Raw genomic sequence first — 20,892 nt, 5'->3', positions numbered from 1 at the left:
ATAAACTTCTCAAAGTATATCACATATTTCTTATCCTATGTTTAACATGCGAACACAGAAACTTACATTTTATCCCATAATAAATTTATAACATATACGATTCTAATCAGGTAATAAAAAAACGCCACATAATTTTTATTATGTGGCGTTTTTTTATTAAATTACATAACAATATACACTTATATAACATATACGATTCTAATCAGGTAATAAAAAAACGCCACATAATATGTGGCGTTTTTTTATTAAATTACATAACAATATACACTTAGAAAATGCGCAAGACTACCTAATAATACAAAAACATGAAAAACTTCATGATGCCCCATATATTTAAACTCTAACCATTTTGGCTTTGTTCCATAAATAAATCCACCAATTGTATAAAAAATGCCCCCAAGTACTAAGAAAATAATGCCTCCTGTACTTAAATTCTCAGCTAACGGTGCAAAGAATAACACAATTAACCAACCCATCGTAATATAAATTGCTGTCGATAACCATCTTGGACAATTAAACCAAAACATTTTAAATACAATGCCACAAATCGCAGTTGCATAGACTAAACAAAATAATAGTAAACCACTTGCTGAATTTAATGTAATTAAGCAAAAGGGTGCATATGTACCTGCAATTAATATAAAAATCATAGAATGATCTAGCTTCCTAAAGAAGTAAATAACACGTTCATTGGCCACAACACTATGATACACAGCTGACGCCGTATAAAGGACCATCATTCCAATACCAAACAAAATAACAGCTGTAATTGCAGCAAATGATGGCATCTTGATAGAAACTTTCACAAGCATAGCTAATAAGGCAATAAATGATAATATTGCTCCACCTAAGTGAGTAAATGCATTAACCGGTTCCCTTACATAAGCATTCATAATAACACCCCTCATATAATTACATGTAGTTTTGATAACTACATGTAATTATATACACATTTCTTTTTAAGGTCAACATTTACAATTCATTTGTTTCGTAATACCATATTTAAAGATATATTAAACATTAAGTTCCACTAAGTTATAAAAGTGAGGGATTCTACGTGGAAAATATAAATGAATTACTTGAGACATTGCATTTAGAAAAAAACATTAAACTTGAGGATATTCCAAATGTTGACTTATATGTAGATCAAGTTGTTCAACTATTTGAGAATACTTATGCAGATACAACGAGAACTGATGATGAAAAAGTATTAACCAAAACCATGATTAATAATTACGCAAAAGGAAAACTATTCATCCCCATCAAAAATAAAAAGTATTCAAAAGAGCATATGATTTTAATTAGCCTAATTTATCAATTAAAGGGAGCTCTCTCCATTAACGACATAAAAAGTTCATTAGAAACTATAAATGACTCCTTATTAAATGATGATTCATTCGAATTAAATACGTTATACAAAAATTATCTTGCTCTTACTGAAAGCAATGTCGAAAGCTTTAAACAAGACGTAAATAACCGTGTTACAGAAGTAAATGAGATTTCTTCCTTAGAAGATACAAAGCTAGAAAAATTTCTACTACTAACATCCTTCGTGACTATGAGTAATATGTATAGACGTTTAGCGGAGCAACTAGTGGATGATTTAAAAGAATCATAAATAAAAAACTATCCACCTATTAAAGTGGATAGTTTTTTATTTACTTAATTGCTTCATGAACTTTTAGTTGTTTCCCTTTAATCGTTGTAGTCTTCATAACTTTCAAGACGAGTGGGCCTTTTCCATTTAATATTTCAACATAAGAAACATTATCTTGTATCGTAATAATACCTATATCTTCTGCTGTAACACCTTTAATTTTAGCAATTGTACCGACGAAATCTACCGCCCTAATTTTCTTTTTCTTCCCGCCATTAAAGTACAGCTTCATAATGCCTTTGTTGATGTCTGCATTTTTATCTTTCTTTATAATTGGTTTAGCATGTATCTTTTCTTCAAATGCAGCTTTCTCTTTCATAACTTCTTCTTTTGAAGGTCCAATTGCCTTTGGAATTTCAAATCCAATATACTCCTCAATCTCTTCTAAAAATCTATTTTCATATGGTGTTATAAATGTAATAGCTTTTCCACTATTTCCAGCTCGTCCCGTTCTTCCAGTACGATGTACATAGCTTTCTTTTTCAAGTGGAATATCATAATTAATAACATGTGTAATATTATCAATATCAATTCCTCTCGCAGCTACATCTGTTGCTACTAAATAGCGGAATTTTCCTTTTCTAAAATCATCCATGACTTCAAAACGATCTTCTTGTACCATACCACCATGTATTTTGTCACAGGGATAGTTAGCTCGTTTTAATTGTCTATATACATGATCTACATTTTCTTGTGTACGGCAGAAAATAATACAGCTATCAGGATTCTCAATCGTTGTTACATCTTTAAGTAGTGAAAGCTTCTCGTCTTCTATCACCTCAAAAAGAGTATGTTCAATTTTATCCGTCGTAATCCCAGCCGCTTTAATTTCAATATGAGTTGGTGAATTCATATATGTACGAGACAATTTCTCAACATCTTCTGGAAGTGTTGCTGAAAATAACATCGTCATTCTTTTTGTAGGTAATTCATCAATAATTGCCTCTACTTGATCGATAAAGCCCATATTTAGCATCTCATCTGCTTCATCAATAACTAAATACTTCAAACACTCTAAAGAAAGGGTACCCTTCTCAATATGATCCAACACACGACCAGGAGTCCCAACTACAATATGTGTCTTTTGCTTTAATTCTAATTTTTGACGTGCAAATGGAGATTTCCCATAAACTGCCGCAGCCTTAATCCTTTTGAATCGACCTATATTTGTAATATCTTCTTTTACCTGTACCGCAAGCTCTCTCGTTGGTGTTAAAACTAATGCTTGTGGTTTATTCTCTTCCCACTCCACCATTTCACAAAGTGGAATACCAAATGAAGCTGTTTTTCCACTTCCAGTCTGGGACTTCACAACAAGATCCTTCTTTTGTAATGCAACTGGAATAACCTCACCTTGTACTTCTGTTGGATGATCATACCCTAACCCAGTAAGTGCCCTTACAATTTCCTTACTTAATTTATAATCAGAAAAACTTTTTTTACTCATATATTAACCTCATTTTATTCTGTATTATTTTCTTTTTTATCTTTTGTATACGTTACTATCACCCTACTTATTATACTTGAAACCTCACATAAAAGGTGAATCATGCCAGATTCATCTTTTTATATAGAAATAAACCTTTTCATTTCATATATTGTTCAAATACTTGATAACATCTTTTGCTCGTATTGTTAGCATTAACCTTTTTATAGTATCCTACATCCAATCAAAAAAATAAAAAGAATACATACAACCTTCTATAATTATCTTAATTTTTCAACCCTTCCCATAAACGAACAATATAATTTAAAAAACGTTTTAAATTCGTTTTTAACGTTGTTTTTCAGGTATAAAATCTATTTTTTCAAAAAACGTTAAGAAATCCTTTGACTTCTTAATAAAAATAATGTAAATTATCCTATGGACGAACATTTTTTATTAATAAAAATAAAATATTCGTATTTTAGGGGTGTAAATGATGGAAAACGTATTCGACTATGAAGATATTCAATTAATTCCTGCAAAATGTATTGTAAATAGCCGCTCTGAATGTGATACAACTGTCACTTTAGGAAAACATAAATTTAAATTACCTGTCGTGCCTGCAAATATGCAAACGATTATTGATGAAAGAATTGCAACTTATTTAGCTGAGAACAACTACTTTTATATCATGCATCGTTTCCAACCAGAGAAACGAATCTCATTCATTAGAGATATGCAATCACGTGGATTAATCGCTTCTATCAGCGTTGGTGTAAAAGAGGACGAATATGAATTCGTACAACAATTAGCTGCTGAGCAACTTACACCTGAATATATCACGATTGATATCGCACACGGTCATTCTAATGCTGTGATTAACATGATTCAACATATTAAAAAACATTTACCAGAGAGCTTTGTTATTGCTGGAAACGTTGGAACTCCAGAAGCGGTAAGAGAATTAGAAAATGCTGGTGCCGATGCAACAAAAGTTGGTATTGGACCTGGTAAAGTTTGTATTACTAAAATTAAAACAGGCTTCGGAACTGGTGGTTGGCAGCTAGCTGCACTTCGCTGGTGTGCAAAAGCTGCAAGTAAGCCAATTATCGCTGATGGTGGTATTCGTACACACGGCGACGTAGCTAAATCTATTCGCTTTGGGGCAACTATGGTCATGATCGGTTCTCTATTCGCTGGTCACGAAGAGTCTCCAGGGGAAACAATTGAAAGAGATGGAAAACTTTATAAAGAATACTTCGGTTCTGCTTCTGAATTCCAAAAGGGTGAGAAGAAAAACGTTGAAGGTAAGAAAATGTTCGTTGAGCATAAAGGTTCTTTAGAAGATACGTTAATCGAAATGGAACAAGATCTTCAATCTTCTATCTCTTACGCTGGCGGAACAAAATTAGACGCTATTCGTACTGTAGATTATGTTGTCGTGAAAAACTCGATTTTCAATGGTGACAAAGTATATTAATTCTTAAATTAACTCGAAGGACAAGCATTTTCATGCTTGTCCTTCTTTTTTGTATATGAAAATGTAAAAACATTTTAATTTAACTGAATTTTCTAGTATTATGTGTTTAGATAGTCTTAATAAGGGGGAGATACGACTTGAAAAATGTAATAGAAAATCGCCTTAATCGCGCAGAGGTACCCGCTGAACTAACATGGGATTTATCCCATTTGTATAATTCCGATGCCGAATGGCATACTGCATTAAACGCATTGGAAAATGATATACAGAAACTTGATTCATTTAAAGGGCATTTACATACTAGCTCCCACACTTTATTAAATTGCCTACTTTTAGAAGAAGAGCTTTTAATGACGTTAACAAAACTGTACTCATATGCAAATTTAAAAGAAGCTACTGATCGTACAAATCCAAGTATTCAAGCGAACTCTTCCAAAATTTCTGCTTTATGGACGAAAGTACATACTGCACTATCCTTTATTCATAATGAAATCCTCTCATTCGACGAAGGAACAATTGAAAGATGTTTAACTGAAGAAACAAAACTCGAACCTTTCCGTAAATCTTTACTAGAGATACTACAAAAAAGACAGCACACACTCTCTCCTGAAACAGAAGAAGCACTTGCTGCACTTGGCGAAGTTCATAGTTCTCCATACAAAATTTACGGCATGACTAAATTGGCCGATATGGATTTCACTTCTATACAAGACGAACAAGGAAACGAACTTCCTGTTTCATTCTCATTATTTGAAAGCAAATATGAATTTTCTCCAAGCACATATATACGTCGAAAAGCATATTCATCATTTGTTTCCACACTAAAACGATATAAAAATACAATTGCCACAACATATGCTACTGAAGTAAAAAAACAAGTAACACTTTCTCGTTTACGTAAATATGAATCCGTTACTCATATGCTATTAGAACCACAAAAGGTTCCACTTGAAATGTATAACAACCAACTTGATATTATTTATAAAGAACTAGCACCTCATATGCGCCGTTTTGCAGATTTAAAAAAGAGAGTATTAGGACTCGATCAAATGCTTTTCTGCGACTTACATGCACCTTTAGATCCCGAATTTAATCCGGCGATTACTTATGAAGAAGCAGGCACGCTCATTCAAGATTCTTTAAAAGTATTAGGCGATGAATATAGTTCCATAATCCAAAAAGGATTCAAAGAAAGATGGGTAGATCTTGCAGATAACGTAGGCAAATCAACAGGGGCATTTTGCTCAAGTCCATACGGCTCTCATCCCTATATTTTAATTACATGGCAAAATACGATGCGTGGATGCTTTACATTAGCACATGAATTTGGACATGCTGGTCATTTCTATTTAGCAAATAAAAACCAACGTATCATGAACATACGCCCATCTATGTACTTTGTTGAAGCACCATCAACCATGAATGAATTACTATTAGCTCAGCATTTACTAGCGACTACTGACGATAAGAGAATGCGCAGATGGGTCACTCTACAACTACTTGGCACATATTATCACAACTTTGTTACTCATTTACTTGAGGGTGAATATCAACGTAGAGTATATGCTCTAGCAGAAAAAGGACAGGCCCTTACAGCTACAACTTTAACTGAAATTAAAACAAATGTCCTTTCGACATTCTGGGGAGATTCTGTAGAAATCGATGAAGGTGCGGGCTTAACTTGGATGCGTCAGCCTCATTATTATATGGGTCTATATGCTTATACATATTCCGCAGGCCTCACTGCATCCACTGCAGTAGCTCAAATGATTAAAGAGGAAGGACAACCTGCTATTGATCGCTGGTTAGATGTGCTTCGTGCTGGCGGTACAATGAAACCACTTGAACTAATGAAACATGCCGGAGTAGATATGTCAAAACCAGATGCAATCCGTAAAGCTGTTTCTTACGTTGGTTCATTAATTGATGAATTAGAGCATTCTTATCAAGAATAAAAAAATAAGCCCTCGCTTTAATGAGGGCTTATTTCATATTTACTTTCCAAATCTTTTACGGTATCCACATTTTCTACATAGCTCTTCAACCGCAACTCTTCTGGAAAATCCATCAACAATGTTTGTTGCTCTTTCACCTTCTATAATGTTAGAAAATGAATCATTATTAATATTTCCAAGGTTAATAATCCCTTCACCATCTAAACAACAAGGAATAACCGTTCCGTTCGCTAAAATACCAGCTTGATTACGAAGTCCATGACAGAATCCTTTCCCATCATCCTCTTCCTCATGTAATGCTGGCCACTGGAATTCATAGTCTTGATTAATAAAGACACGTTCTGCAATTTTTATACCTTTTCCTGGTGTAAGCTTCTCTTCAATTTGATAAGATAGATCAAATTCATTTTCAATTATAGATAATAACTCTCTATTTTTCTGGATTTCAGCATTTGTTTTATTATCCTGAGTTAAATTCCATAACCTTAACGATACAATTAAATCTGATTGACTTGTCGCTTCCCTAATGAAGGAAAGTATACTCCTTACATAGCCCTCTTTATCTTGCGAACCTGGATGTCCATCAAAACTATGCAGTGAAAAATTCATTTGTCTTAACGCAGGCTTATTTAACAGCCTATGTCTTCTCTTATTAATTAACGTTCCGTTCGTTGTAATATTAACTTTAAATCCTTTTTCATGACTTAAGTCTAATAGTTGATCTATTTTCGGATGGAGCAACGGCTCACCCTTCACGTGCAAATAAATGTAGTCTGTGTGAGGTTTAATTTGGTCTAATCTTTTAGCAAAATCCTCCACAGAAATGAATTGCTTCTGCCTTTCCGTCGGCGGACAAAAGCTACACGCAAGATTACATACACTCGTAATCTCCAAGTAAAACTTCTTAAACTTCTTCACCTTTAATTCCTCACTTCTCTAACTACTTATACTTTTTCCTCTTCATATTACAGCATATTTTTATGGAAATAGAAACATACTTATTTTAGGAAATCTACATACCATCTAATAATATTTAAAAGACCATCGGTAATTTTTGTCCAATGGTCTTTTTATCCTTTTATATACAAAGAATAAATTTATTTATGATACGGTTCATCGTAACTATTCTAAATAAGGTTATTTTTTATTATTTTCATAATTAAATTTAACAAAAAAGGTAGTGCCTTCCGATCCTGTTTGAATTTCTATTTTTGCATTATGGCGGGCAGCAATGGCATAACATACACCTAACCCCAATCCAGTTCCATTATCTTTGGTCGTGTAAAACGGCGTACCCAGTTTCTCTAATACTTCAGGCCTGATACCTTTTCCTTGATCCCGCACTGCAAGCACCACACAATTTTGACCTTCCTTGTAAGTGCTAATGGTTAGAACTTTCCCTGTATTCATCGCTTCTAAGCCATTACGATATAGATTCATTAATAATTGCCGTATCTCATTACGATTTATAAGTAATTCTGGAATGTCATTTGTATCGACTTGAATATATTTATTTTGATTGTACGTATCAATCTTTATTAAAGGAATAATATCGCGGATAATTGAATTTAAATCTAACATCTGCAAATCCAATTTCCTTGTATTACCCATTGAGAGAAATTCAGTAATAATAGAATTGGCACGGTTAAGTTCTTCAATCATTAAATAAAAGTACTTATTATGTTTCTCATAGGTATTCTCTTCTTTTAATAACTGTAAAAATCCCAGTACTGTTGTCATTGGATTTCTAATTTCATGGCTGATACCTGCTGCCATTTGCCCTATTAAATCTATATTGGATAATCTTTTCAATTCCTGTTCATATTTCTTTTTTTCCGTTATGTTTTTAAAAATACAACAAATACCATCATCATATGGGTATGCAATAACTTCGTGCCAATATTCATCTGCAGTAGAAAGAAATTCGAAATGAACTGTAGTTCGCTCTGACATCGCACGATGAAATTCCTTATACATAACTGTGTCAATTTCACTCGGGAAAACATTCCATATATTCTTTCCTAATACATCTTTTGCTGTTTTTCTTTGCGGAAAATATTGGTGCTTATTTACGTACGTAAATTCCCATTTATTATTTAAAATAAAAAATCCATCCGTAATACATTCAATCACACTTGTAACTTTTTCATTAGCAGCAGCTAACTCTCTCGTTCGCTCTTCCACTATGCTCTCTAGTTGATCCATATACAACAAATTCGAAAACGTAGGGGCTGTGGCATCAACGATAGATTTTGCTAGTTGAAGTTGGGAATCATCATAATTGTGAGCTTTTCCTTCTTTGCCAACGACGATTACCCCTAATACTTCTCCCATCGAAACCAATGGAATCATCAATAGACCCTTACTATCTATATTTTTTGTTTGAATAACCTCTTGGATCTTGGCTTCATAGCTTTTCTCTGTCCAATCCGCTTCTGTCCAATGACAGTCCTTACTTAATTTCGTTGTTTTAATTGTTGTTTTGTCTAGCGGATCTAGAAGATGAGCAGTCATATTTTTACTCTCTAAAATCTGTTCTAGGTAAAAAAAGCATTTATCAAAACTCTCCTGTATCGAGGAACACATCGATAAATCACGTGTAACATTTAGTAACAGTTGTTTCTCAGCAATAAGGTTTTCCTTTTGTTTTAAATTATTTGCGTTTTGAATTGCAACCGCAGCCATATTTACATAAGCTTCAACACTTTGAATTTCTGAATCTGTTAAGTTCATCGGAATTCCATAATCAAATAAAAAAACCAGACCAAATAACTCTTGCCCAAATGAGATAGGCAGAGCTAATAAGGACTTAATTTTGAATGCATTAACCGGTCTCGGATCTGGTCGATGATCCTTTGAGGTATCAGGAATATAGATGGTTCTTTTCGTTTCAATAACTTCTTTTGCCAGTAAGTCTATTTCAGGATCAATTACTTGAGTATCGAGCGTTACACCATTTATAGTCTCTGGTTTTCCTGCAAACCCTCTAAATGTTCCATCTTCCTGGGGTAAATAAATTCCAACAGCGTCGCACCTAACAATCTCCTCTGATATCGCCATTGTCACACGCTGCAATACGTCACGTAGTTCTAATTTCGTATTTATTATTTTTGTTATATTCGCGAGCCTAGAATATCTCGTCTGATCACTTACCATTCACATAGCCTCCAGTTATAGGCATAATAAAATAAATATGATAATATCAGTGTTTTATATAGAATACATTACTTATGATACGGTTCCCCACGATTAATCCGAAACGCTCTATACACTTGCTCAAGCAACACTAATCGCATTAATTGGTGTGGTAATGTCATCTTTGAAAAAGAAAGTGATTCATTTGAACGCTTCATCACTTCTGAGCTTAGTCCAAGTGATCCACCAATTACAAATGCGACTTTACTCTTTCCGTATGTAGCAAGGCGATCTAGACTTATCGCGAATTCTTCTGATGACTTTTGCTTTCCTTCTATAGCTAATGCAATCACATGTGTGTCATCAGAAATTTTATCCAGTATACGTATACCTTCTTTGTCCTTTACAATTAACATTTCTGCTTCACTTAAATTTTCTGGCGCCTTTTCATCAGGCAATTCAATTACTTCTACTTTTGCGTATGCAGATAATCGTTTTAAGTATTCTGCTATACCTTGTTTCAAATATTTTTCTTTTAATTTCCCAATTGAAATAATCGAGATATTCACACGTATCCTCCACCTTACAAACATGTTATCCACAAAACTTATCCACATATCCACAAATACTACCCACATATTGTGTGAGAATCTGTGTTCGATACAACATATGTCGCCTCATTTTGACAAAATTCACATGTTTTTTTCTCTTTTTCTGAGTTATCCACATTGTTGATAACTGGCGCAACTTCACACTCATCCACAATAATATCTAACGCTAATTCAACATGCTCTAAACAACAAGGTAAATTCATTTTCTTCACCTCACTTTTCTACAATAGAAAACAGGAGGTAGGCCCTCCTGTTTTTAATACTTTTGAATGCCTAATTTCACTGTTGTTGTTACTCTTTTTGTGCCACGATAAAACGTAAGAGTCATTTTATCATTAATTTCCTTATCATATAAGGCCGTACGGAATCCAATAATATCGCGAATCGGTTTTCCATCTACCGCCACAATAACATCATGTTCTCTTAAACCAGCATCCGCACCTGGCGAAGGACTTTTCACATCCAAAATACAAACTCCCTCTGTTACAGTACCTGGTAAATGTAATGTTTTTGACCAATAATAGTTTGGAATTTCATTTAATGACCTAAGTTCAATCCCAACATATGGTCTTCTTACTTTTCCATACTTCTCAAGTTCATTCATAATCGGAACAGCTCTAGTCACCGGAATAGCAAGGCCGATTCCTTCTACTTCTTTTGCAGCAATTTTCATTGAATTAATACCAATTAATTGTCCTGCTGCATTTACAAGCGCACCGCCACTATTCCCCGGATTAATCGCTGCATCTGTTTGTAACACTTCTACTTGCCAATCATAATGTCCATCTTGATCTAAATCTACAGGGACAATACGTTCATTAGCTGAAATAATACCTTGTGTAACTGTTCCAGAAAATTGCAGTCCAAGCGGGTTTCCAATCGCAATAACTGGCTCTCCTCTGCGAACAGTATTAGAATCGCCAATTTCAATTATTTTTTTCACATGCTTTGCATCTATTTCTAATACAGCTAAGTCTGTGACTACATCGGTTCCTAATACTTTTCCAGGAACCTTCTTACCGTCACTTAGACTTACTTCAATACGATTCGCTCCAGCTACAACATGATTATTCGTTACAATATAAGCTTGACCATCTGTCTTTTTATAAATTACTCCTGATCCTGTACCGGCCTCTGAATCTGCCTCTGAAAAGTTATCTCGTTGAATGTTAATAACACCCACAACAGCTTCAGATGCACGATCAACAGCATCTACAAAGCTAATCTGTTTAATCCCTTGAGCTTCGGCCATATTACTTCCGCTTGCTTCAGCTTGCGGAAGCGTATCAGCAGAATTTGAAAATAAAGGCGCTCCAAACGCGAATAAAGAAGCTCCTACAATTGTTCCCGCTATACTAGAAAGAACTATACCTTTGTGCTTCTTTTTTCCTGCACGTTTCATACGATAATTTTCTTCATCAATAAAGGACATATTTGTTCACCTATCTTCCTGAAAACAACTATATTCACCTTTATTGTTTACTAAAATGAAGAATTATACGTATTGAATTTTTGTAGGCATTTTTGGATCTGTATCGTGAATTTCAAAGGATTCACCCACTCCAAATCCTTTTTCCTCTAGTACTTGTGATACTGACATACGCGCTAGTTCTTTCATGTTATTATCTAAGCTTAAATGGGCTAAATAAATATGCTTTGTCTCATCTGTAATTACATCTGCCATCGCTAATGCAGCATCCTCATTACAAACATGCCCAACGTCACTTAAAATACGTCGTTTAATGCTCCATGGATAACGTCCCATACGAAGCATTTCTACATCATGATTACTTTCAAATACGAAAGCATTAGCTCCCTTAATAACGCCTTTCATACGGTCACTTACGTATCCCGTATCTGTAATAAGCGCTAACTTCCTATTATTGTTATGGAAAGCATAAAACATCGGTTCTGCCGCATCATGAGAAACTCCAAATGACTCGACTTCAATATCACCAAAGGTTTTCACATCACCAACTGAGAAAATAAACTTTTGTTCAGTTGGGATATTTCCTATTAAATGTTCCATTGCATTCCATGTTTTCTCATTCGCATAAACAGGTAAATCATATTTACGTGCCAGTACACCTAAACCTTTAATATGATCACTATGCTCATGCGTTACAAGAATACCTGATACATCATTTATATTCAGTTCTGCTTGTTTAAATAAAGCCTCTGTCGCTTTACCACTTAAACCTGCGTCGACTAGTAATTTTTTTTCATCGGTTCCTACGTATAGCATATTTCCTGTACTTCCACTTGCAAGTACGCTAAAATGCAACCCCATTCTTTCTCACTCCAGTTTGTTCATCAACCACTTGATTTTCCTTTTCTCCTAATTCCATAACTTGTCCTTCAATTGCATTCACAAAGAAGTCCTGCTTCTGCTCCGTTTTCAAATTCCACGTTGGAGCCAGTACTTGGTTATTAGAAGTAGATGCGGTAAGAGTGGCATAACCAATTTGCGCTTCTTTAACATGCGTATTTCCATGAATTTTATTTTTTAAATACAAATTTTCTAAAGCTGTTTGAGCCGTAATAATTTCTTGCTCTTTCGTTTTTTCACCTTCGCCCATTTCTTTTAAATCAGTTAGCATTGTCTGCGTATATGAAACAAGTTCATTTTTTTCATTTAATTCCACAACAATCATCGCCTGATTATTATAGAAAATAGGCTTATCTTTATATTTTTGGAAGAAATAAATTTTAGAGTCTTTCACCGCTCCAAATTCATACTTTTGTCCATCCAATACATAGTTCTTCAAAAATTCATTATACTTATCTTTTGATAATGATTTCGTATTTAAAAAAGGCTCTTTTAGCTTACTTTCTATCTTGTACATATTTTGTATATGCACTGTTTGATTTTTCAAAGACTGTATATCTTCTTCTTTAAAAGCTTTATTTTCTGCTCTAATAAATGACTCTTTTTTCGGTTCTTTAGGGATATTTCCCATCGTAATTTTGTTTGCTTTTAATTCTTGATCTATCTTTGTTTCTGCAATAAGCTCCAATTGATTACTATCTTGCTTTTGAATGAATTGGAAAATGAGAAAGAGGTCCAAAACAAAAAAGGTCACAATAAATATGGTTTTAATCCGATCCCAATCCATTTAGTCCTCCCTCACTCCACTCATAGATTTTCTGTTTACCTGTTTCATCTTCAACAAGCTTTACATACCAAATTGGTTGTAATCGAACTACTTGTCCATCTAGTGATAACTTGTATCCAATACCAATATCCTTAATTGCTTGTTTCTTTATCTCTGGATTATTTTCTAGGGATGCTATTACAACATGCCCTGACGGAAGAGTAACCTTCTGTTCTATACCTTTAGTATTTAAAGACAGCAACGGTCTTTCATATTCCATTACTTCTTCTGATCCCCATATTTGTCTCAATTCAGCTAATCCATCTTCATTGAATACTGAATATCCATCTTCATTTAAACGAAATACTGTCTCTCCTTTATTCATATAGTCCAAACGATATGAATCCAAACTTCCACTGTGACCACTTACAAATTCAAAGCTTTTTTGTAAAAGCATTAAATTATCTATCGTTTTCTCAGTTAAGACAGAAGAGTTTTTATACTTTAGCATGTGACGATCGTTTTCAATTTCCATGGATCTAATACCATCTGTAAATGTTTCTTTCGACATCTCGGTAATCGGACTTAAATAACGAGGATCACTAAACAGAGCATTCTTAAACGTATCAACTGCTAAATTAGATGAAATATATGTTATATTGTTTAACTCTGTCGTTCCATCTGGTAAAAATAACTTTTTCATATCATTAAGTTGATAATCAAAATAAGGCTTTGCTGATACTATAAATTGATTTTGGGCATTTACAATATCTTTTAAATACACGCCACTTAATTTTGCCTCGTATATTTTAAAGTTATCACCATCAGAAACAAAGTTAATTTTAATTTCTTGATCCTTACTTCGAGAAGGATCGAGGAGAATACGGTTAAAATGTTTAGGCTTATCTGTACTCTTCTCTTTCATGTTAAACATGGATTTTACTGCATCAAATGGGATATCGGTAGGGAAAACAAGTTCAACTTTCCCTTCACCATGCACATATGAAAGGAAATCACCCTTAGTGATTGATATCTCTTTAAAATCATGTAGTTCCCCTACTTCCAGAGGCTTATAGATTGATTCTATATCTGCCTCTCTTCTGCTCCCATAATGATTTTTATCTTTATGCACGATGATAGAAGTAGGACGGACAACATCGGAAATTTTAGTTTGGTTCATTCCTTCATTTCCCTGCACAAATTTCGCGTTTTGCATGGATGTAGAATCTGGCACATACGTCCATAGGTTAAAAGTAAGAAATAGGCTAATTACAACTAGGTTAATTAAAACTATTGTTTTAAAGTTTTCCATACTCATTCCCAATCGTCCTCTTCATCTGCTGCCATTGGTAACGTGAAATAAATAGTTGTCCCTTTTCCTTCTTCACTCTTCGCCCAAATAGAGCCACCATGTGCCTCAATCATTTCTTTTGCAATTGCTAATCCAAGCCCAGTACCACCCATTTGTCTTGAACGAGCTTTATCTACGCGATAAAAACGTTCAAAGATTTTATCAACGTTTTCTTTTGGAATACCCATTCCTTGGTCACTTACACTAATTTCTAATAAATCACCGCGATCACGTAAACGATATGTTACTGTTCCACCTTCTGGTGAATACTTTAATGCGTTAGAAATAATGTTATACAGCACTTGAGTAATTTTGTCAGTATCCATATCAATAAATCTAGATTTCTTAGAGAAAGATCGTTTGAAACTTACATTTTGCTCTTTAGACATTTCAAAGCGATCAATAATATTATTAAAGAAATCAGTAAAGTCGACCCATTCTTTCATTAAACGATGCTCTGTACTATCAAGTTTAGATAGCTGTAACAACGCATTTACAAGTCTAATCATTCTTTCTGTTTCTTCTTGTGTAACCGTTAAAAATTGTGGTGCAATATTTGGATCCTGCCATGCTCCATCTGTAAGTGCCTCTAAATAACTGCGCATCGTCGTTAATGGCGTCCTTAATTCATGAGAGACATTCGCCACAAACTCACGGCGTTCCCGTTCTATACGCTCCTGCTCTGTTACATCATATAGTACAGCAATTAAGCCGTTTGCCTTCCCTGTTTCTTTTTGAATAACAGAGAAACTAGCACGTAAAATATATGGTTCGTTTCTCGTACTAAAATCTAATAAAACAGAATCTGGCTCTTCATATAAATGATCGAGCGTAAATTCTTCCTGTATCCCTAATACCTCTAAAACAGATTGATCGAGCGCTGTTTCACGAGAAACATTTAACATCTTTTCCGCAGGATCATTTAGTAAAATAATATCCCCTTTTCGGTCAGTAGCAATTACTCCATCTGTCATATGTGATAAAACAGATGATAATTTACGCCTTTCACTTTCTGTAGAAGAACGAGCTTGTTGTAATTTTTTTGATAAATTATTGAAGGATAATGCCAGTTGTCCAATTTCATCATGGCTATGCACTTTTACTTTTCTCGAATAATTTCCTTTTGCCATTTCGATTGCTTGTCTCCGCATATCTGAAATTGGTCTTGTAATTGTTTGAGCCAATAAAATCCCAAGTACGGCCGTTACTAATAAAGCAATTACTGTTCCCGTAGCAAAAATTTGATTTATATCCTTCATTTGTTTATATACATCTTCCATAGATGCCACAATGTAAATAACACCAAGCGCATCCTTACCGTTATCATCTAGAATCGGAGTAAGCATAACTTGAACACGATGACCTGTACTACCATCCTTCTCAATTTTCACTTCCGGCTTTTTTTGTACTAACACTCGCTGAACAGCTATATCAGTTGATGTTCGATTCACCTTATTCTGCTTTGATTCATCTGAAATAGCCAGTAACTTTCTGTGCGAATCAAATACACTTACCTCTTGTATAACTTTCTTCTGATCAGAGGCAAATTTTCGAATTGAAGTTTTAATCGTTTCATCTGTTGACTCTGTTTCTGCTTTTGTATAACTTTTTTTAAACTCTTGCTTCAAATTATATGATAATAAGTTTGTTTGCTGCGTTAAAGAATCCCTAAAACCTTGTACTAAGCTCTTCTCTAATTCCCTTACGAAATATACTCCAATAACTTGCATCGCTATTAATATTAATAGCATATATATAAGCACAAATTTTAAATGAATAGATTGAAAAAAACCAACTTTCTTCATATACTATTCCTGCTCTGGGTCACGCAAGTAATACCCTACTCCACGTCTAGTTACAATTAAAGTAGGATGGCTTGGATTATCTTCAATTTTTTCACGCAAACGACGTACTGTAACGTCTACTGTGCGCACATCTCCAAAATAGTCATAACCCCAAACTGTTTGTAATAAATGTTCGCGTGTCATAACTTGTCCTAAATGTTTCGCTAAATAATGTAGCAACTCAAATTCACGATGTGTAAGCTCGATATTTTCCTCGCGCTTCGTTACACTATATGCATTTGGATTGATCACAATTGGTCCAATAACCATTTCTGTATTTTCTTCTTTTTCCGCAGCACCACCTTGTTGATGGCGGCGTAAATTCGCCTTCACACGAGCAAGTAATTCCCTCGTACTAAATGGCTTCGTTACATAATCATCTGCCCCAAGCTCGAGCCCTAATACTTTATCAATCTCAGAGTCCTTTGCTGTAAGCATAATAATCGGCATTTCTGAGCTTTTACGTATTTCACGGCAAACCTCTAAGCCATCTTTACCTGGTAGCATAATATCTAATAAAACCATATCTGGTTGCTCTTCATTAGCCTTTTCAATTGCTTCATCACCATCATGCGCCATTACTATTTCAAAACCTTCTTTTTCTAGGTTAAACTTCAAAATATCTGCAATCGGCTTTTCATCATCAACTACTAAAATTTTCTTTCCCATCATCGTCTATTTCCTCCTTATAAAAATATGGTCAATAATCCCTAAACATATTGATGTTTACATAGTATGTCCTATATGACCGCATCCTTTGTTTAAGTATTTTCTCCTCTATTCTCATAGACTCATGTATGATCCACTTTTACACGGCATCCTATACGATCTATAGAAAAACCTCTAGCTTCAACTGCTAGAGGCTCCTCGTTCTATTTTAAAATAACTACTCAGTTTTGTAAAATTACATAAATAAAAAGGATATTAAGTGGGCCCACTTAATATCCTGAGAGTGGCTCGGGACGGAATCGAACCGCCGACACGAGGATTTTCAGTCCTCTGCTCTACCGACTGAGCTACCGAGCCAAAACTATATATAAAACCACTAATGGTGGTATAAACAAAAGTGGCGGTCCCGACCGGGGTCGAACCGGCGATCTCCTGCGTGACAGGCAGGCATGTTAACCACTACACCACGGGACCAAAAATAAGCAAAAAAAAACATGACCCGTACGGGATTCGAACCCGTGTTACCGCCGTGAAAGGGCGGTGTCTTAACCACTTGACCAACGGGCCACGAAAAATAAAATGGTGAGCCATGAAGGACTCGAACCTTCGACCCTCTGATTAAAAGTCAGATGCTCTACCAACTGAGCTAATGGCTCATACTCACCAACGTCATATTTTCGTGACGACAAGATGTATCATAACATGTATTCTGTATTTATTGCAATACTTTTTTTGTTTTTTTATAAAAGAATAAGAAAAAAACTCATGCAGACATGAGTTTTTTTCAAAAAATGTTAATTAAGCTTCGTATACGTTACGTACAATATTTGTTTGGTTACGATCTGGTCCAACTGAGAACATAGATATTTGAATTCCTGTTAACTCAGAAACACGTTCTACGTATTTTCGTGCATTTTCAGGAAGTTCATCTAATGATTTTACACCAGTAATATCTTCTTCCCAACCTGGAAGCTCTTCATATACAGGCTCACATTTCGCTAAAATGTTTAAGTTAGCTGGAACTTCATCAATAACTTCGCCATTGTATTTGTAAGCTACACAAATTTTAAGAGTTGGAATACCTGTTAAAACGTCGATAGAATTTAATGATAGATCCGTTAAACCACTAACACGACGTGCATGTCTTACAACAACGCTATCGAACCAACCTACGCGGCGTGGACGACCAGTTGTCGTTCCATACTCGCGACCAACTTCACGAATTTGATGACCAATTTCATCATGAAGCTCAGTAGGGAATGGACCATCACCAACGCGGCTTGTATATGCTTTACATACACCTACAACGCGAGTAACTTTCGCAGGACCAACTCCAGTTCCAACTGTTACACCACCAGCAATTGGGTTAGAAGATGTAACGAACGGGTACGTACCGTGGTCAATATCAAGCATAACACCTTGCGCACCTTCAAATAATACACGGTGATTATTATCTAATGCATCATTTAATACAACAGACGTATCACATACATATTGCGCGATTTGTTGCCCGTACTCGAAGTACTCTTCGAAAATTTCTTCTACAGTGAAACCTTCTGTATCGTACATTTTTTCAAATAAACGATTTTTTTCTACTAAATTGCGCTCAAGCTTCTCTTTAAATGCTTCACGGTCTAAAAGATCAGCCATACGAATACCAATACGAGCAGCTTTATCCATATATGCAGGACCGATACCTTTTTTCGTTGTACCGATTTTGTTATCACCTTTACTTGCTTCTTCTAACTCATCTTGTTTTAAGTGGTAAGGTAAAATAACATGTGCACGGTTACTTACACGTAAATTATCAGTACTTACACCACGATCGTGTAAGTATTTCAACTCTTCAAGTAATGCTTTTGGATCTACTACTAATCCGTTTCCGATTACACAAATTTTCTCTTTATAGAAAATACCAGATGGAATTAAGTGTAATTTATATTTAACTCCGCCGAAAACAATTGTATGTCCCGCGTTATTTCCACCTTGATATCTTGCAACTACTTCCGCATGCTCAGAAAGAAAATCAGTGATTTTACCTTTTCCTTCGTCGCCCCATTGTGTTCCTACAACTACTACTGAAGACATTATTAAAGCACCTCCGCAATTTTCAAACGATCTATTCAAACAATATAATTGTACCAAAACCGAAAGAGAAGTCAACCGAAAAGCGAACATTTTTTCACAAAAAAACATTTTCGTTCGTAAGAATTATATATTTAACTTATGAAAGCCTTATCTTTCTTATAAAAAAAAAGAAACACATCTTATTATAAGAAATGTGTTTCTTTTTTATACTGCCTTTATGCCGGTGGAGCATGTCCATCCTCAAAACGACGTTCTAAGTTAACGAACTTATTGAACTCTTTGACGAATGCAAGTTCCACTGAACCTACTGGACCGTTACGTTGTTTTGCAATAATAATTTCAATTGTATTTTTGTTTTCCGTTTCTCGATCATAGTAGTCTTCACGATATAGGAAAGCTACAATATCAGCATCCTGCTCAATACTTCCAGATTCACGAATATCAGACATCATCGGGCGTTTATCTTGACGAGATTCTACACCACGAGATAACTGTGATAAAGCAATAACAGGCACTTGCAATTCACGCGCAATCCCTTTTAAGGTACGAGAAATCTCAGATACTTCCTGCTGACGGTTTTCTCCTGATTTCCCACTTCCTTGAATAAGCTGCAAATAGTCAATCAAAATCATACCAAGACCTTGTTCTTGCTTTAATCTACGGCATTTTGCTCGAATCTCATTTACTTTAATACCTGGCGTATCATCAATATATATACCAGCATTTGAGAGACTCCCCATTGCCATTGTTAATTTTGCCCAATCATCGGAAGTTAATGAACCAGTACGAAGTCTTTGTGCATCAATATTCCCTTCTGCACAAAGCATACGCATAACAAGCTGATCAGCACCCATCTCCAAACTAAAAATCGCTACATTTTCATCCGTTTTCGTCGCTACGTTTTGTGCAATATTTAATGAAAATGCCGTTTTCCCTACTGATGGACGTGCTGCCACGATAATTAAATCATTTCGTTGGAAACCTGCTGTCATCTTATCTAATTCAGTAAACCCAGTTGGTATCCCAGTAACTTCACCCTTTTGATTATGCAAAAGTTCAATTTTGTCATAAGCATCTACAAGAACATCTTTAATGTTTTGGAATGCTTTTGCATTCGTTTGATGGGATACTTCTAATATTTTTTTCTCAGCCTCGTTTAAAAGACCATCCACATCATCTTCTCTCTCGTATCCATCCGATACAATATGAGTCGCCGTGCGAATTAAACGACGTAAAAGCGCCTTTTCAGCGATGATGCGTGCGTAATATTCTACGTTAGCTGCAGTTGGCACAACTTCTGCTAACTCTGCTAAGTAAGAAACCCCACCAACCTCTTCTAGTAATCCTTGATCAGCCATTGCTGATGTCATCATTACTAAGTCGATCGGCTCTCCCTTATCAGATAGCCCAAGCATGACTTCAAAAATCTTTTGATGTTTCGTTCGATAGAACGAATCAGGTACCAATAACTCTGATGCTGAAGTTAACGCATCTTGATCAATCAATATGGCCCCTAAAACCGCCTGCTCAGCCTCTATATTATGCGGAGGGGTACGATCAGCAAGTACATCACTCATACGC

At 35.1% G+C, this 20,892-nt stretch carries 17 protein-coding genes and 4 tRNA genes; 3 read left to right on the top strand and 18 right to left on the bottom strand.

Going from position 1 to position 20,892, the window contains the following annotated elements:
- Nucleotides 1-245: 245 nt before the first annotated feature.
- On the bottom strand, nt 246-893 hold the full coding sequence (gene trhA / locus DN401_RS22970; RefSeq protein WP_149287942.1) for a PAQR family membrane homeostasis protein TrhA: 648 nt from the start codon (nt 891-893) through the stop codon (nt 246-248).
- A gap of 164 nt (nt 894-1,057) precedes the next feature.
- Here trhA and DN401_RS22965 point away from each other — a divergent pair, with 164 nt between their 5' ends.
- A complete protein-coding gene (locus DN401_RS22965; RefSeq protein ID WP_000427879.1) occupies nt 1,058-1,618 on the top strand; it encodes a DUF1836 domain-containing protein in 561 nt (186 codons plus the stop codon).
- A 40-nt stretch (nt 1,619-1,658) separates the two neighbouring features.
- Here DN401_RS22965 and dbpA read toward each other — a convergent pair whose 3' ends face one another.
- The gene (dbpA, locus tag DN401_RS22960) at nt 1,659-3,104 is read right to left on the bottom strand and encodes an ATP-dependent RNA helicase DbpA (RefSeq protein WP_000039350.1); all 1,446 of its coding nucleotides are present in this window, start codon (nt 3,102-3,104) and stop codon (nt 1,659-1,661) included.
- A 475-nt stretch (nt 3,105-3,579) separates the two neighbouring features.
- Between dbpA and guaC the strand changes: the two genes are divergently transcribed.
- Both guaC and pepF read left to right on the top strand, forming a co-directional pair.
- Nucleotides 3,580-4,563, top strand: a complete 984-nt coding sequence (gene guaC, locus DN401_RS22955) for a GMP reductase (protein ID WP_000432447.1) — start codon at nt 3,580-3,582, stop codon at nt 4,561-4,563.
- A gap of 137 nt (nt 4,564-4,700) precedes the next feature.
- Nucleotides 4,701-6,518, top strand: a complete 1,818-nt coding sequence (pepF, locus tag DN401_RS22950) for an oligoendopeptidase F (RefSeq protein WP_000800007.1) — start codon at nt 4,701-4,703, stop codon at nt 6,516-6,518.
- A 39-nt stretch (nt 6,519-6,557) separates the two neighbouring features.
- On the opposite strand, the gene DN401_RS22945 is transcribed toward pepF, so the two are convergent.
- The 16 genes from DN401_RS22945 to dnaB form a co-directional block, all read right to left on the bottom strand.
- Nucleotides 6,558-7,436, bottom strand: a complete 879-nt coding sequence (locus tag DN401_RS22945; RefSeq protein ID WP_000713634.1) for a radical SAM/SPASM domain-containing protein — start codon at nt 7,434-7,436, stop codon at nt 6,558-6,560.
- 219 nt (nt 7,437-7,655) lie between these two features.
- On the bottom strand, nt 7,656-9,674 hold the full coding sequence (locus DN401_RS22940) for a GAF domain-containing sensor histidine kinase (protein ID WP_000253114.1): 2,019 nt from the start codon (nt 9,672-9,674) through the stop codon (nt 7,656-7,658).
- Nucleotides 9,675-9,742: 68 nt separating this feature from the next.
- A complete protein-coding gene (gene rlmH / locus DN401_RS22935; RefSeq protein WP_001026997.1) occupies nt 9,743-10,222 on the bottom strand; it encodes a 23S rRNA (pseudouridine(1915)-N(3))-methyltransferase RlmH in 480 nt (159 codons plus the stop codon).
- 59 nt (nt 10,223-10,281) lie between these two features.
- Nucleotides 10,282-10,467: a CxxH/CxxC protein gene (locus DN401_RS22930; RefSeq protein ID WP_001052827.1), complete on the bottom strand. Its 186-nt coding sequence runs from the start codon at nt 10,465-10,467 to the stop codon at nt 10,282-10,284.
- 53 nt (nt 10,468-10,520) lie between these two features.
- Nucleotides 10,521-11,696: a S1C family serine protease gene (locus DN401_RS22925; protein WP_000008031.1), complete on the bottom strand. Its 1,176-nt coding sequence runs from the start codon at nt 11,694-11,696 to the stop codon at nt 10,521-10,523.
- 63 nt (nt 11,697-11,759) lie between these two features.
- Entirely contained in the window at nt 11,760-12,554 is a 795-nt protein-coding gene (locus DN401_RS22920) for an MBL fold metallo-hydrolase (protein ID WP_000522837.1), read from the bottom strand.
- Nucleotides 12,538-13,380 carry a two-component system regulatory protein YycI gene (locus DN401_RS22915; RefSeq protein WP_000383741.1) on the bottom strand — a complete coding sequence of 281 codons (843 nt, stop codon included), beginning with the start codon at nt 13,378-13,380 and terminating at the stop codon, nt 12,538-12,540. The genes DN401_RS22920 and DN401_RS22915 overlap by 17 nt, the downstream gene beginning before the upstream one ends.
- Nucleotides 13,361-14,677 (bottom strand): YycH family regulatory protein, encoded by a 1,317-nt coding sequence (locus DN401_RS22910; RefSeq protein WP_000061559.1) that lies wholly within the window; start codon nt 14,675-14,677, stop codon nt 13,361-13,363. Before DN401_RS22910 ends, DN401_RS22915 begins: the two co-directional genes overlap by 20 nt.
- Nucleotides 14,674-16,515, bottom strand: a complete 1,842-nt coding sequence (gene walK / locus DN401_RS22905; RefSeq protein WP_000755367.1) for a cell wall metabolism sensor histidine kinase WalK — start codon at nt 16,513-16,515, stop codon at nt 14,674-14,676. Before walK ends, DN401_RS22910 begins: the two co-directional genes overlap by 4 nt.
- Before the next feature lie 3 nt (nt 16,516-16,518).
- Nucleotides 16,519-17,226: a cell wall metabolism DNA-binding response regulator WalR gene (gene walR / locus DN401_RS22900; protein ID WP_000971865.1), complete on the bottom strand. Its 708-nt coding sequence runs from the start codon at nt 17,224-17,226 to the stop codon at nt 16,519-16,521.
- A 281-nt stretch (nt 17,227-17,507) separates the two neighbouring features.
- Nucleotides 17,508-17,580, bottom strand: a tRNA-Phe gene (locus tag DN401_RS22895).
- 41 nt (nt 17,581-17,621) lie between these two features.
- Nucleotides 17,622-17,697 (bottom strand) — tRNA-Asp (locus tag DN401_RS22890).
- Between the two features lie 21 nt (nt 17,698-17,718).
- Nucleotides 17,719-17,790 (bottom strand) — tRNA-Glu (locus DN401_RS22885).
- A 13-nt stretch (nt 17,791-17,803) separates the two neighbouring features.
- Nucleotides 17,804-17,879 (bottom strand) — tRNA-Lys (locus DN401_RS22880).
- A gap of 142 nt (nt 17,880-18,021) precedes the next feature.
- Nucleotides 18,022-19,311 carry an adenylosuccinate synthase gene (locus DN401_RS22875; protein ID WP_000100238.1) on the bottom strand — a complete coding sequence of 430 codons (1,290 nt, stop codon included), beginning with the start codon at nt 19,309-19,311 and terminating at the stop codon, nt 18,022-18,024.
- Nucleotides 19,312-19,526: 215 nt separating this feature from the next.
- Nucleotides 19,527-20,888, bottom strand: a complete 1,362-nt coding sequence (gene dnaB / locus DN401_RS22870; protein ID WP_001286148.1) for a replicative DNA helicase — start codon at nt 20,886-20,888, stop codon at nt 19,527-19,529.
- Nucleotides 20,889-20,892 lie beyond the last annotated feature (4 nt).

It is taken from the genome of Bacillus sp. BF2-3, from assembly GCF_008368795.1.
Taxonomy (GTDB): domain Bacteria; phylum Bacillota; class Bacilli; order Bacillales; family Bacillaceae_G; genus Bacillus_A; species Bacillus_A cereus.
This window is presented reverse-complemented; position numbering and strand designations above follow the sequence as displayed.